Raw genomic sequence first — 13,245 nt, 5'->3', positions numbered from 1 at the left:
ATTCTTGCTGTCGCTTTCGCTCTCCAGATGAGTTGGGGAATTGCGAGCGCATATTGCTTGCATGAGACCGGTAAAGCAAGTTTGCATTTTGGGCATCACCAGCACGAACACAAAACATCCAAAGATACTTGTTGTGGTTCTTCCTCTTCCAGTTCAAAGAAATCGGCTGTTCATCTTGACTGCCCATCGTGCTCGCATGGCTTGGTAGGCATGATCACTTGGGCTTCCAATTTCGAGGAGCCGTTGACGGCAATTCATTCCCCGCCGTTATTAGTTCGAGCACTACCCCCTCCCTATCCTGACTTACCTGAGCGCCCTCAGTGGCATGTTGCCGCCTAGTCCGGCGACATAGACTCATATACATCTTCGTATTTGTAGATCACCACTACAGGTGAGCGTGTCGTCGCCGGATTCTTCCCATTTTATTTTTTGGAGAATTCTATGCGACCATCATTTTTGCCGCTTGTGCTTGCGATCGTACTCGCATTTCCGCTGCAAGCGGCTGCACAGACGGAAGTACCGTCAGTTGCAACGGCAGCCCCAGCGGCTGCTCATAAAGGCGCTTCTGCATTGACATTGGCAGAAGCAATCAAACTCGCCTTTGAGGGCAACCCTGGGCTCCGGACAGCCATGCGTGATATTGATATCGCCGCTGGCGAATTGATCCAGGCGGGTACCCGACCTAACCCTGAGCTTTCCTTTGTTTCGGAGGGTCTTAAAAAAGAACAGAGGACACGAACTATACAATTCAGTCAACCGTTGGAGCTGGGTGGCAAACGTGCTGCCCGCATGGCGGCAGCGAGCCTCGGAGGAGATATTGCCTCTGCCGATCTGGCCGGGTACCGTACCTCGTTGCGCGCTGACGTCGTGACTGCTTTTTTCGACGTCGTAGCGGCTCAAGAGGGCTATCAACTTGCGCTTGCATCACAGCAACTTGCGCAGCGCGTCAGCGATGCAGCGGCGCGGCGTGTGATGGCAGGCAAGGTGTCTCCGGTAGAGCAAACCCGGGCTCGTGTGGCGGAAGCAAGCAGCAAGATTGAACTCAATCAGGCTGCCAATGATCTGACGCTGTCCAAACGGCGTCTCGCTGCAACTTGGGGAAGCCAGACACCCCAGTTTGATTCCGTTGTCGCACTTGAAATGCCAGCACAGGCTGTCCCTACCTCTAATGAATTGAATAATCGCCTTCCGACAGCCCCACAGACTCTCCGGGCACGTCTGGAAGTTGATCGCCAAGAGGCGTTGACTAAGGTAGAACGCAGCCGCAGGATTCCTGATGTAAATCTGATCGTTGGAACCCAGCGTGACGAACAACTTGGTCAAGTCGGGCCGCGTCGCACCATCTTGGGGCTATCGATTCCGTTGCCACTTTTCGATCGTAATCAAGGCAACGTCCTCGCAGCCTTGCGCCGAGCAGACAAAGCCAGAGATGAGCTGAAGGCAGTAGAGAACAGATTGTCAGCGGAAGTTGCTGAGGCAACTGCACGCCTCAGTGTTGCGCAGTCCGAATTGACAATTTTGCGGACCGACATTCTGCCAGGAGCGCTGAGTGCATATGAGGCAGCTTCAAAAGGGTTTGAACTCGGAAAATTTAGCTTCCTGGATGTCCTTGATGCACAGCGCACACTTTTCCAGGCAAAAACTCAATATGTACGCGCGCTCGCTGAATCACATCGCTCCGCCGCCGACATCGATCGCATTATCGGACGCGTTGAATCGAATGGCACTTTGATTGCACCTGCGATCTCATATCAGGAAACAAAATGAAAACACCGAACATTGAAAAGAAATCGCTGCGCGCGATGATGGCGATCGTAGCAATCGGCGCTGTGCTGTTGGCCGCCATTTTATTTACTGGTAAATCCGGCGGCGCCCCGGAAGGGACGGACACTGAAACTACCGCCAAGGCAGATGAAAAAGAGAAAGGCGTTGGAGGAGGCGCCGGCAAAGGCAGCCATGGCGGAAAATTGTTTGTCCAAGGGGCGACTACCGTTGAAGTCATCCTTGCAGAAGAGAAGGGAGAAGCTCGCCATCGCTTATGGCTCTACGAAAATGGCAAACCCGTCGCGCCGACTACCGCCACTGCGACCGAGCAAATCAAACGCGCTGACGGCCAGGTGATGAACTTTGAATTCGCAGTCGACAAAGATAGTTTGCTGGCCAAAGAGAGCATTGCCGAACCGCATATTTTTGATGCTCTCATTACTGTCCGTAAGGGCGGCGTCACGATCCCGATCAAGTTGCAAAGCGAGGAAGGCAAAATTGAGTTGACTGATGCTCAAATCAAGACTGCTGGGGTGATGGTAGCAAAATCCGGTACGGCGAGTATTAATAGTGCCTTTCAACTAGCTGGCGAAGTGCGCTTCAACGAAGACCGTACTGCACACATCGTGCCCCGTTTGCAAGGTGTAGTTGAAAGTGTGGCCGTCGACCTTGGTCAGCAGGTAAAGAAAGGACAAGTTCTAGCAATCATCGCCAGCACCGTTTTGTCTGAAATGCGCAGCGAATCGCTTGGTGCGCAAAAGCGCCTGGCGATGGCGAAATTGACCTACGACCGTGAGAAAAAATTGTGGGAAGACAAAATTTCCGCAGAGCAGGATTATTTGCAAGCCCAGCAGGGGCTGCGCGAAGCGGAAATAGCTGCTCAGAACGCTTCTCAAAAAATCGCCGCCATTGGTGCCTCTGGTGCTAGTTCCGGTGCATTGAACCGCTTTGAACTGCGTGCGCCATTCGATGGTGCAATCATCGAAAAGCACATTACTTTAGGCGAATCTGTGGCCGCCGATGTGAACGTATTCACGATTGCGGATCTGTCAACGGTATGGGCAGAAATCATCGTTCCCGCCAAGGATCTCGGCACTGTGCGCGTTGGTACGAAAGCACTCGTCAAGGCAACCACGATGGATTCCGAGGCATCTGGTGTCGTTTCCTATGTCGGTTCGCTGCTTGGAGAACAGACACGCACGGCTAAAGCCCGAGTCACCCTGGCCAACCCGAAACTGGCCTGGCGCCCGGGCCTGTTCGTCAATGTCGACATGACCTCCGATGAGCGCGAAGTACCTGTTGCGGTGGCCAGCGATGCAATCCAGACGGTCGAAGGTAGTCCAGCCGTGTATATCCGCATCGATGGCGGCTTTTTCGCTCAGCCAGTGGAGACCGGCCGCAGCGATGGGAAATACACCGAGATCGTAAAGGGTCTTGCTGCTGGTACTACGTATGCGGCAAAAGGTAGCTTCGTCCTCAAGGCGGAGCAGGGCAAAGACAGCGCCGAACATGCACATTAAGCCGGAGAAATCAAATGTTTGAACGCATAATCCGCTTTTCCATCGAGCATCGATGGTTGGTGATACTCGGTGTTATTGCCATGATGGGTATTGGTATCTTCAGCTACCAAAAGCTGCCAATTGATGCCGTACCCGATATTACCAATGTCCAGGTTCAGATTAATACCTCAGCACCAGGATATTCGCCGCTGGAAGTTGAACAACGTGTTACTTTTCCGATCGAAACAGTGATGGCCGGCTTGCCAAGTCTGGAGCAGACGCGCTCATTGTCGCGTTATGGCTTGTCGCAGATTACCGTCATCTTTAAAGATGGAACGGATATTTACTTCGCCAGGCAACTGGTCAACCAACGATTGCAGGAAGCGAAAGAACGCCTGCCTGAAGGCGTTTCTCCGGTACTCGGTCCAATTTCAACGGGTTTGGGCGAAATTTATCTCTGGACAGTTGAGAGTGAGCCGAACGCAAAGAAGGCCGATGGCCAGCCTTACACGCCGACGGATCTGCGTGAAATCCAGGACTGGATCATCAAGCCGCAATTGCGCAACGTGACTGGGGTTACGGAAATCAACTCCATAGGTGGCTTTGCAAAGGAATATCACGTTACACCGAACCCGACAAAGCTGTCATCGTATGGCCTGACGTTTCAGGACATCGTCACTGCGCTGGACGCGAACAACAACAATGTCGGTGCCGGTTATATTGAAAAACGTGGTGAACAGTTTCTGATCCGCGCTCCTGGCCAGGTAAAGTCGCTGGAGGATATGAGAAATATTATTCTCAATACCGTTCAAGGGGTACCGATTCGCATTCGTGATGTGGCCGAAGTCGAACTCGGGCGTGAACTGCGTACCGGTGCGGCGACCGATAACGGCCGCGAGGTTGTGTTGGGTACTGTCTTCATGCTGATTGGACAAAACAGTCGGATCGTCTCGCAAGCGGTAGACAAAAAAATGGCGGAGATTAACCGCACTTTGCCCGCTGGTGTCAAAGCCGTCACTGTTTATGACAGGACCGTGCTGGTTGACAAGGCAATCAATACCGTTAAGAAAAATCTGATGGAAGGCGCGGTACTGGTCATCGTCGTACTGTTCCTATTCCTTGGTAACATACGAGCTGCTCTGATCACCGCGATGGTCATTCCGCTGGCCATGCTGTTTACGTTCACGGGGATGGTAACTTATAAGGTCAGCGCGAACCTGATGAGTCTCGGCGCCCTTGACTTCGGCATCATCGTCGACGGAGCCGTTGTCATTGTAGAAAACTGCGTACGCCGTCTGGCTCATGCGCAAGCGCATCATCAACGCACATTGACTCGCGCGGAACGTTTTCATGAGGTATTTGCTGCGGCAAAAGAGGCACGTCGCCCATTGTTGTTCGGTCAGCTCATCATCATGATCGTCTATATTCCTATCTTCGCCCTGACCGGTGTGGAAGGAAAAATGTTCCATCCAATGGCATTTACCGTTGTCGCGGCACTTGTCGGCGCGATGATTCTGTCGCTCACTTTCATCCCGGCCGCTATCGCACTGTTTATCGGCAAGAATGTTGCTGAAAAAGAAAATCGCGTAATGGAGTTCGCCAAGCGCTTATACACGCCTTTGCTGGCCAAGGCGTTGCTCAATAAAGCTATCGTGGTAACCTCTGCAGTCGTGCTTATCGTACTGTCGGGTGCTGTCGCAAGTCGGATGGGGAGCGAGTTCATTCCCAATCTGAACGAAGGCGATTTTGCGATTCAGTCGTTGCGCATCCCCGGGACTAGCCTGACCCAGTCGATCGAAATGCAGAAACAGCTCGAAGCTGGTCTGAAGGCCAAGTTTCCGGAAATTGAGCGGGTCTTCGCGCGTACAGGTACTGCGGAAATTGCTTCTGACCCGATGCCGCCGAATATTTCAGACGGCTATGTGATGCTTAAGCCTGAAAAAGACTGGCCGAGTCCGAAAAAAACCCGCGCGCAAGTACTAGCGGCCGTACAAGCGGAGGCAGCCACTTACGCCGGCAACAGTTATGAGTTCTCACAGCCCATTCAGTTGCGCTTCAATGAACTCATTTCTGGGGTGCGTAGCGATGTCGCCGTCAAGATATTTGGCGACGATATGGACGTTCTGAATGCGACAGCGGCGCAGATCGCTGGTGTACTTTCTCGCATCCCCGGCGCGGCGGAGGTCAAGACCGAACAGACTTCAGGCCTGCCAATGCTCACTGTCAATATCGATCGGGAGAAGACTGCTCGCTATGGCCTCAATGTCGGCGCGGTTCAAGAAGCGTTGGCGATTGCTACAGGCGGAAGAAATGCCGGCACCGTGTTTGAGGGTGACCGCCGTTTCGACATCATCGTGCGGCTTCCGGAAGATCTGAGAACTGACTTGGAGGCACTCAAGCGCCTGCCTATTCCTTTGGCACGTTCTTCGGGAACGAACGGTGCGGCCGGGGAAGTTAGTTTCATACCTCTCTCCGAAGTAGCCACCCTCGATTTTGCACCAGGTCCTAATCAGATCAGCCGGGAGGATGGCAAGCGACGCATCGTGGTGAGCGCGAATGTGCGTGGGCGCGATATTGGTACCTTCGTTCCCGAAGCGGAAAAACTGATTCAGAAGGAAGTCAAAATACCACCTGGTTACTGGATGATCTGGGGCGGGACTTTTGAACAACTGCAGTCAGCAACCCAGCGACTGCAACTGGTCGTGCCACTCGCATTATTCCTCGTGTTTACCTTGCTATTCGTGATGTTCAATAACGCCAAGGACGGCTTGATTGTGTTCACAGGCATTCCGTTTGCGCTGACAGGCGGCATTCTGGCGCTTTGGCTGCGCGATATTCCGCTCTCGATTTCCGCTGCAGTCGGTTTTATCGCCTTGTCTGGTGTGGCCGTGCTGAACGGTTTAGTGATGATCTCCTTTATCCGGACACTTCGCGATGAGGGCATGTCCTTAGATCAGGCAATCACGACGGGTGCGCTGACTCGTTTGCGACCAGTCTTGATGACTGCATTAGTGGCATCGCTGGGATTTATTCCGATGGCGATTGCGACCGGCACAGGTGCGGAAGTACAACAGCCACTTGCGACAGTCGTTATCGGGGGAATTATTTCATCGACGCTGCTAACGCTACTGGTCCTTCCGCTGCTTTATCGCTTAGCACATGGCAAGGATGAGGATGCTGAATCCGGTACTGCCCAGGAAAAAGATCAACTTCCTGCTTGATCCTCATATTGATTAACGACAACTGATAACAAACCGCCCAAGCATGGCATCGCTTGGGCGGAAAAAGAGCGACATAGACGTGGTCAGAAATCACAACACCGCCATAGGCACAGTAGAAAAGTATGATTTCGATAATACTTAATGTAATTATTATTTATTTTATTAAAAATGAAAATTTTTAATTAACATTTTTAGAATTTCTTCTTGGTTCGCGCGATCAGAAGGTTGTCAGTAATTGAATTTTTTCAAAAAATATTACGATTTAATTATGCATTGATATGATGTATAGGGAAAGAGTTGGTGTACCAATGGAAAATGAAAGAGAATTTATAAAATATATCGGTGAAAAATTGTTGATATTGGCACTCGTTTTATTGTTGATTTTTGTTTTTTTTGATTCTGTGTCCTATTGGTTGCCGGATTTAAATTGGTTAATCACAAATATTTTATAGAAATAAAATATTTCACAATCAAATAAAATAATTTTTTGGTAAAGATGGGGGGAGTCATGCGTATATTATTGCTGGGAAGTGATATCTCATTTGCCGACAAGGTATTTGATAGCGCCTTGAAAAATGGCTGGAATATCAATCATGTAAAAGACCTTATCGCAGCAAGATTGGCCTTGCTTGAGACGAGTTACTCTATTGTCCTAATCGATAATGATCTATCTTCGAAATTCGGGTTGAACCTCCTTCGAAATATGCGTGCACAATATGATGTGACACCAGTACTCATAACAGCCGAATCCTGTAAGGTGAGTGAGCGTATAACCTGGATTGATGCTGGTGCAGACGATTATTTGCTGAAACCATTTGAATTTGATGAGCTGTGGGCGCGTGTACGCGCAGTAACCCGAAGAAGTGAGGGCCGTATGGTGCCTTTAATAACTTGGGGCGATATTGAAATTGACGTCGTAAAGCGTAGTGTAACGCGTGCTGGTAAGCCAGTCCGGCTTAGCGATCACGAATACCGGATCCTGCTGACCCTTATGCAGGGAAAGGGACATGTTGTTGGACATGAGCATCTGGAAGCAATGATGTATGACGGAGCGGCTACGATTGAAAGCAATACGCTAGCCGTGCATATTTGTCAGGTCCGACGCAAACTGGGTGCGGGCATTATTACTACCGCCTATGGCCAAGGATATTTAATGGCTAATCCGTGCTGAAAATTCATTTGGCGTTGACTGCGTTCTAAATACAAAATATAAAAATTAAAAAGCCATATTAATTTTAATATACATCTCACATATTAATTGAGATTTGAAATGAATGATGCGATTAAAAATTCTCCGATAGTAGAAAACAAACCACTTGAAAGCGTGGGAGCCCGCAATCTGACAGAGATGCCTGATTTTCATCTGGACGTCACTTGGACAGTTTTGGGTACATCCGTTCTGACATTCTTGCTGCTCATGGGATTCGTGTTATGGATGCGGCTGTCGAGTCGTAGAAGAAAGTTGGTAAAGAAAGAAATTCTTCTACCGATTCGACATCCACGCAAGCGAAAACGGCGACGCCATTAAAACCATTGTGAATTCCCAAATTTTAATAAATTAGAGGAAGGTTATATTTTGATGCTTCGCTTTCAAGCAATGAGCTGGATTGAAGTCGCTTCTCACATTATTGATATGTTGATCGCCTATGCTTTGGCATTGCCAATTGGCTGGGACAGAGAGTCAGCAACAAATGGTGGCGCAGGTTTGCGGACATTTCCTATAGTTGCAATGGCCAGCTGCGGTTTTATTTTAATTGGAATCGGTGCGTTCGGTGAAAATTCACCACAGTTAGCGCAGGTTCTATACGGTTTGATCGTGGGGATCGGATTTATTGGTACCGGTACTATCTTCAAGAGTAGCAGCGAGATGCGCGGAAATACCACGGCATCGACAGTGTGGGTGACTGGCGCAATTGGCGCTGCAGTGGGATTTGCTTTGTACGATATCGCCGTGGTATTGAGTTTTGTAACTTTTTTGACACTACGTCTCAGAAAATTAAATACATGAATGATCATGAATGCCCATCATTACGAATATTTCTTTTGAAGTTTTATGTATAATTATTTGTTAAAATTAATGAAATTTAAAATTATTATCAATAGGAAGATATTTTAAAATATATTTCGGAGTAAACTATGTTGGAACACATCAAAGCAAGTTTGACCGATGCTAAGCAGGCCCTCGATACATTTCTAGCCGACGAAGCTGGGCTGCAGCGGGTAGAGCGTGCAGCAAATGTCTTGCTGGCTGCCTTTAATGGTGAAGGAAGGATATTCACATGTGGTAACGGAGGGTCCATGTGCGACGCGATGCATTTTGCAGAAGAGTTTACTGGGCGTTTCCGTAATGATCGATCTGGTCTGCCAGCAACAGCGATCAGTGACCCAAGCCATATGTCGTGTGTTGCAAACGATTTCGGATATGACCAGGTATTTTCTCGCTATCTGGAAGCGCATGGTCGTAAAGGCGATGTGTTGTTAGCCATTAGTACGAGCGGGAAAAGTCCGTCGATCATTATGGCTGTTACCAGCGCGCGCAATCTCGGAATGAAGGTAATTGGATTGACAGGCAAGGCGGGTTCGGAATTTGAGCCACTATGCGATGTTTGTATTTGTGCACCAGCTGGCCAATATGCAGACCGCGTGCAAGAGATGCATATTAAAATTATTCACATACTGATCGAATTGGTAGAGCGTTCGCGCTTTCCTGAAAACTACTAGTACATTTATGTGAAAATCCGGTCTCACTGGAATGCAGAGAATTTTTACCTGATGAGATAAAACTTGTCTTTGGTTTGTACTGTTTTTTTACTTCCCATCGTTAGGGATGGTTCTTAAAGACACTGTTCCAATAGCTGCGCGAAAGATGCGGTATCGGAAAATGTTAAGTACGACCGACGTTCCACAGCGCAAGCTCCATTATTCCTTTGACATGAAAGAATTAATCCATGAATGCAACTAAACATCCCGTTGAAGGCGGACCGGAAGATAAACAGCCTGACAAGGCTGCGCAAGCCCACGACCATCCTGGGCAGGTGGCATCTGATCACCGCCCTAAGGATGAACATGCTGGCCACGACCATGCGCATGGTGGTGCTTTGGGTGAAAATGCGGAACTCATTTTTGCCGGTTTATCTGGCGTCTTGCTGCTGGCAGGATGGGGGATCGAAAAATTCTCGTTCGGCCCAAGCTGGTTGCCTACTGCATCATTTGTTGCAGCGTATTTTTTCGGCGGATTTTTTACCGCCAAGGAAGCGATCGAGAATATCCGTGCGCGTCGTTTCGAAATTGACACTCTGATGCTGGTCGCTGCCGTGGGTGCTGCGGCATTGGGAAAATGGGCGGAAGGGGCTCTATTACTGTTTTTGTTTAGCCTTGGGCATTCGCTGGAGCATTATGCAATGGGGCGTGCCCGTCGTGCGATCGAGGCATTGGCCAAGCTTGCTCCCGAAACGGCCAACGTACGCAGGAATGGGACCATGATTGAGCTTCCAGTGTCACAACTGCAGCTCGGCGATATCGTGATTGTCCGACCGAACGAACGCCTTCCTGCTGACGGTGTGGTGACCCTGGGTACCAGCAGTGTGAACCAGGCGCCAGTAACCGGCGAAAGCGTTCCCGTCGACAAGCAACCCGCTTCTAATCCTGCAGAGGCGGTGAAGGCTTTCGACAAGGTCGCAGCTGTAAACCGCGTGTTCGCAGGCACCATCAATGGTAGTGGCGTCATCGAGGTCATGGTGGCCCGGCGTGCGGATCAGTCGACGATGGCGCGCGTAGTCAAGATGGTTGCCGATGCAGAAACGCAGCGCTCACCGACGCAGAATTTTACCGAAAAGTTTGAGCGTATTTTCGTGCCGGCGGTTCTTGTTCTAGTAACCATTCTGCTGTTTGCCGGAGTTGTGGTGGATGAACCTTTCTCGGACAGCTTTTACCGCGCCATGGCTGTCCTGGTTGCCGCAAGCCCATGTGCGTTGGCCATCTCCGTACCAAGTGCTGTATTGAGCGGTGTTGCAAGGGCGGCGCGGGGTGGTGTGCTGGTAAAAGGAGGAGCGCCGCTGGAAAATCTCGGCACGCTTACTTCAATTGCTTTTGATAAAACCGGCACTCTCACTGAAGGCAAGCCTAAGCTGACTGATGCTGTTGCGGCTAACGGGGCGAGCGAACAGGAACTGTTATCAGTAGCTATGGCAATCGAGGAGCATAGTGACCATCCGCTGGCGTCTGCCGTGGTGGTCGGTGCAAAGGAACGACTAGGGAACTCCGTGATACCAGTGCAGGCGTCCGATATCAAGAGCATTACGGGTCGCGGAGTACAGGCGCTGGTTGGTGAAGAACTCGTGTACATTGCCAAGCCGGTCTTTTTTTCGGAAACAGCCGGCAATGTCCTGCCGGTAGACGTGCTCAACGCTGATCTGAAACTAGTGGAAGCTGGGCGTACGACCATGATTGTTCTTAAAGGGAAACGCTTTCTGGGAGTACTGGGCGTCATGGATACGCCTCGTCCTGTGGCAGGAGAGGTCATGGCGGCGCTGCGTGGTTTGGGTATCGATCGCCTGATCATGATTTCAGGCGATAATCAGCAAGTTGCCAATGCGGTTGCCAAAAGCGTAGGCTTAACTGAGGCGCGTGGCGACCTGATGCCAGAGCAAAAGGTCGAAGCGATCAAGGAACTTCGTGATAAGCACGGCAAAGTCGCCATGGTTGGCGATGGCGTCAACGATGCACCAGCTATGGCAAATGCAACAGTGGGAATCGCCATGGGCGCTGCGGGTTCGGACGTTGCGCTAGAAACGGCAGATGTTGCACTGATGGCAGACGACCTTGCACAATTACCCTTCGCCGTAGGACTGTCCAGGAGCACCAGTCGTATCATCAAGCAAAACTTGTGGGTCAGTTTGGGCGTCGTCGCGGTATTGATACCAGCCACCATAATGGGTTTGAACATTGGGACCGCGGTCATATTCCATGAAGGATCGACGTTGCTGGTTGTCATCAATGCATTACGTTTGCTGGTTTATGGTGATGTTAAATCTGCAAAAACCATCGCGTAAAAAGAAAGGGCGCGCTCCAGAGCTGAACGGTAGCGCGCCGAAATTTATTTTCTTAAATCCTCCCTCGTTGGCTCTATGCAGAGCCAAAATAAAGAGCAAGGATTAGCGCCGCGGCGAACCAGATCGACCATAACGTATGGCTCAGAAAATGGGCCCCGCGTAATTGCTGTGATATACCCATGGTTAACCCCACCGCAAGACCTGCTACGCCCGCAAGAATAGCCTTTTTTGGCTCGGCCGGTAGCCAAAAAACACATAACGAAATCAGCCATAAGCCGCCTGAAGCGTGTCCGGCAGGAAAACAATTTCCGGCTATAACGAAATCCGGCATAAATTCCAGAAGACGGTAATAAGGCACGGTGCCGCCAAATTGATCAATATCCCAAGGGCAGTGCGACCGGCTACGCCTCTTCAATAGACTGATAGTCGCAGGAACCAGTATCTACGATAGAATGACTAGTCGGATGCGGCGGTCGAATTTGGGTTTCCAAAACTTTCCCGGATACTTCCAGCCGATCATGGTTAGAATAGCAAAGCCAATAGCCAGTAAAATCAGTGAATTTTTAAGATATTTGTGTAACAGGCGTTCGGTCACCCATGGATTTCGCAACGGAAAAACCTGCTGTTGGGCGTCAAAGCTCAGTCCTGCTAGCCACATGTCGATATTAGCGGCCTGCCCCATCCATAATAGCAAGCCGGCGCTAACAGCTAAGAGGAGCAATGCCTTGGAGTATGCCTTACTCTGCATTGGTGCATCCGTTTAAGATATCAAGCTCTGGCTTGTAAACTGAGGTGCTTACGCCGAGCAATCCCAGTATCGAATGGAATACATTATCGTGCGAGTAAGGCAAGGCGCGTCGCGCGTCCAGACAAGAACGTTTGAGTCGCAGTCTGTCTTGAAAGCGATCTGACATCCATATAAGCATCGGTACGTGGCGCTGTTCTATGGGGGATATAACAAAAGGCGTTCCAAAAAAACAACTTAAATGATATGTAAGAGAATGAATCAGTGGATAATAGTTAATTCGATGGCGGATGCCTGTATTCGATCAACCTTTTCTCAGCATCGCATAGAAAAATATCCGCGAAGTATACATCGTATATTCTTATCTCGAATTTTAGATAGGAGGGGCACAAATTTCTGGATATTGCAGAAAAAATGAATTGGCTGTGCAAAGCCATTGCTTCTGGAATAGCAAGTAATGTATAAGTCTGGCACGTAGATGTATGCTGCAAACTACGGTTCGCGTAGCGGTTTGGCAGGCTGTTTGGCAGGCTTTAGCTACGCGAGTAACAAGCTACACTGTCGGGCTACATGCCACGTGCAAGGAAATGACATGTGCCGGTTAAACAGTTATCAGCTAGTTGGCATAAAGAGGATTTGATCCCACATATACGCGAACACCATGCGTTTTCATTTCGGCTGGGGCAATGGAGGATAGGTCAAAATCATCTGTAGGGCGAAGAGTATCGAATAGCCAGGTAAACTGTTTTCCATCAGAGGTGAATGTAACGACATCTCCCTGCCTGACATTTACATATTTTGTAGATGGCAAAATTGTGACGCTACGTGTTACTGCTTGGGTTTGGACCGTGCTGCCAAGGTTGGTTTTAGCCATGACTTTACTCTGAGACTGAGCAGTGGCAATTAGCGGGCTGAGGGATGCAATCACAAACGCGGTGATGATTTTGGTTTTGATTAAGTTCATT

At 49.7% G+C, this 13,245-nt stretch carries 11 protein-coding genes; 7 read left to right on the top strand and 4 right to left on the bottom strand.

The features are described 5' to 3' along the window. Positions 1-441 precede the first annotated feature (441 nt). From Q8L25_RS30880 to Q8L25_RS30850, 7 genes are all read left to right on the top strand, one after another. Positions 442-1,767 (top strand): TolC family protein, encoded by a 1,326-nt coding sequence (locus Q8L25_RS30880; RefSeq protein ID WP_100429652.1) that lies wholly within the window; start codon positions 442-444, stop codon positions 1,765-1,767. Then, entirely contained in the window at positions 1,764-3,284 is a 1,521-nt protein-coding gene (locus tag Q8L25_RS30875) for an efflux RND transporter periplasmic adaptor subunit (RefSeq protein ID WP_100429651.1), read from the top strand. Before Q8L25_RS30880 ends, Q8L25_RS30875 begins: the two co-directional genes overlap by 4 nt. A gap of 14 nt (positions 3,285-3,298) precedes the next feature. Beyond that, positions 3,299-6,484, top strand: coding sequence for a CusA/CzcA family heavy metal efflux RND transporter (locus Q8L25_RS30870; protein WP_100429650.1), 3,186 nt, complete (start codon positions 3,299-3,301; stop codon positions 6,482-6,484). A 508-nt stretch (positions 6,485-6,992) separates the two neighbouring features. Next, positions 6,993-7,655, top strand: coding sequence for a response regulator transcription factor (locus tag Q8L25_RS30865; protein WP_100429714.1), 663 nt, complete (start codon positions 6,993-6,995; stop codon positions 7,653-7,655). Positions 7,656-8,063: 408 nt separating this feature from the next. Further along, a complete protein-coding gene (locus Q8L25_RS30860) occupies positions 8,064-8,492 on the top strand; it encodes an MgtC/SapB family protein (protein WP_100429649.1) in 429 nt (142 codons plus the stop codon). A gap of 128 nt (positions 8,493-8,620) precedes the next feature. After that, positions 8,621-9,205 carry an SIS domain-containing protein gene (locus tag Q8L25_RS30855; RefSeq protein WP_100429648.1) on the top strand — a complete coding sequence of 195 codons (585 nt, stop codon included), beginning with the start codon at positions 8,621-8,623 and terminating at the stop codon, positions 9,203-9,205. Positions 9,206-9,432: 227 nt separating this feature from the next. After that, positions 9,433-11,535, top strand: coding sequence for a heavy metal translocating P-type ATPase (locus tag Q8L25_RS30850; RefSeq protein WP_100429647.1), 2,103 nt, complete (start codon positions 9,433-9,435; stop codon positions 11,533-11,535). 73 nt (positions 11,536-11,608) lie between these two features. Here the strand turns inward: Q8L25_RS30850 and Q8L25_RS31790 are convergent, their stop codons facing one another. The 4 genes from Q8L25_RS31790 to Q8L25_RS30840 form a co-directional block, all read right to left on the bottom strand. Next, positions 11,609-11,959 (bottom strand): phosphatase PAP2 family protein, encoded by a 351-nt coding sequence (locus tag Q8L25_RS31790; RefSeq protein ID WP_374694341.1) that lies wholly within the window; start codon positions 11,957-11,959, stop codon positions 11,609-11,611. A gap of 18 nt (positions 11,960-11,977) precedes the next feature. After that, positions 11,978-12,283: a hypothetical protein gene (locus Q8L25_RS30845; RefSeq protein WP_100429645.1), complete on the bottom strand. Its 306-nt coding sequence runs from the start codon at positions 12,281-12,283 to the stop codon at positions 11,978-11,980. After that, entirely contained in the window at positions 12,273-12,491 is a 219-nt protein-coding gene (locus Q8L25_RS31785) for a sulfatase-like hydrolase/transferase (protein ID WP_374694340.1), read from the bottom strand. The genes Q8L25_RS30845 and Q8L25_RS31785 overlap by 11 nt, the downstream gene beginning before the upstream one ends. Before the next feature lie 405 nt (positions 12,492-12,896). After that, complete coding sequence (locus tag Q8L25_RS30840) at positions 12,897-13,244, bottom strand: CzcE family metal-binding protein (RefSeq protein WP_071650240.1); 348 nt, start codon at positions 13,242-13,244, stop codon at positions 12,897-12,899. Position 13,245 lies beyond the last annotated feature (1 nt).

Source organism: Janthinobacterium sp. J1-1, from assembly GCF_030944405.1.
Lineage (GTDB): Bacteria > Pseudomonadota > Gammaproteobacteria > Burkholderiales > Burkholderiaceae_D > Janthinobacterium.
The sequence above is the reverse complement of the archived record's forward strand: the minus strand, read 5'-3'. Positions and strand labels throughout refer to the sequence as shown.

Bases quoted from the DNA above. Each gene is read 5' to 3' on its own strand.
- Q8L25_RS30880 (WP_100429652.1), top strand. From the start codon at position 442: ATGCGACCATCATTTTTGCCGCTTGTGCTTGCGATCGTACTCGCATTT.
- Q8L25_RS30875 (WP_100429651.1), top strand. From the start codon at position 1,764: ATGAAAACACCGAACATTGAAAAGAAATCGCTGCGCGCGATGATGGCG.
- Q8L25_RS30870 (WP_100429650.1), top strand. From the start codon at position 3,299: ATGTTTGAACGCATAATCCGCTTTTCCATCGAGCATCGATGGTTGGTG.
- Q8L25_RS30865 (WP_100429714.1), top strand. From the start codon at position 6,993: ATGCGTATATTATTGCTGGGAAGTGATATCTCATTTGCCGACAAGGTA.
- Q8L25_RS30860 (WP_100429649.1), top strand. From the start codon at position 8,064: ATGCTTCGCTTTCAAGCAATGAGCTGGATTGAAGTCGCTTCTCACATT.
- Q8L25_RS30855 (WP_100429648.1), top strand. From the start codon at position 8,621: ATGTTGGAACACATCAAAGCAAGTTTGACCGATGCTAAGCAGGCCCTC.
- Q8L25_RS30850 (WP_100429647.1), top strand. From the start codon at position 9,433: ATGAATGCAACTAAACATCCCGTTGAAGGCGGACCGGAAGATAAACAG.
- Q8L25_RS30845 (WP_100429645.1), bottom strand. From the start codon at position 12,283: ATGCAGAGTAAGGCATACTCCAAGGCATTGCTCCTCTTAGCTGTTAGC.
- Q8L25_RS30840 (WP_071650240.1), bottom strand. From the start codon at position 13,244: ATGAACTTAATCAAAACCAAAATCATCACCGCGTTTGTGATTGCATCC.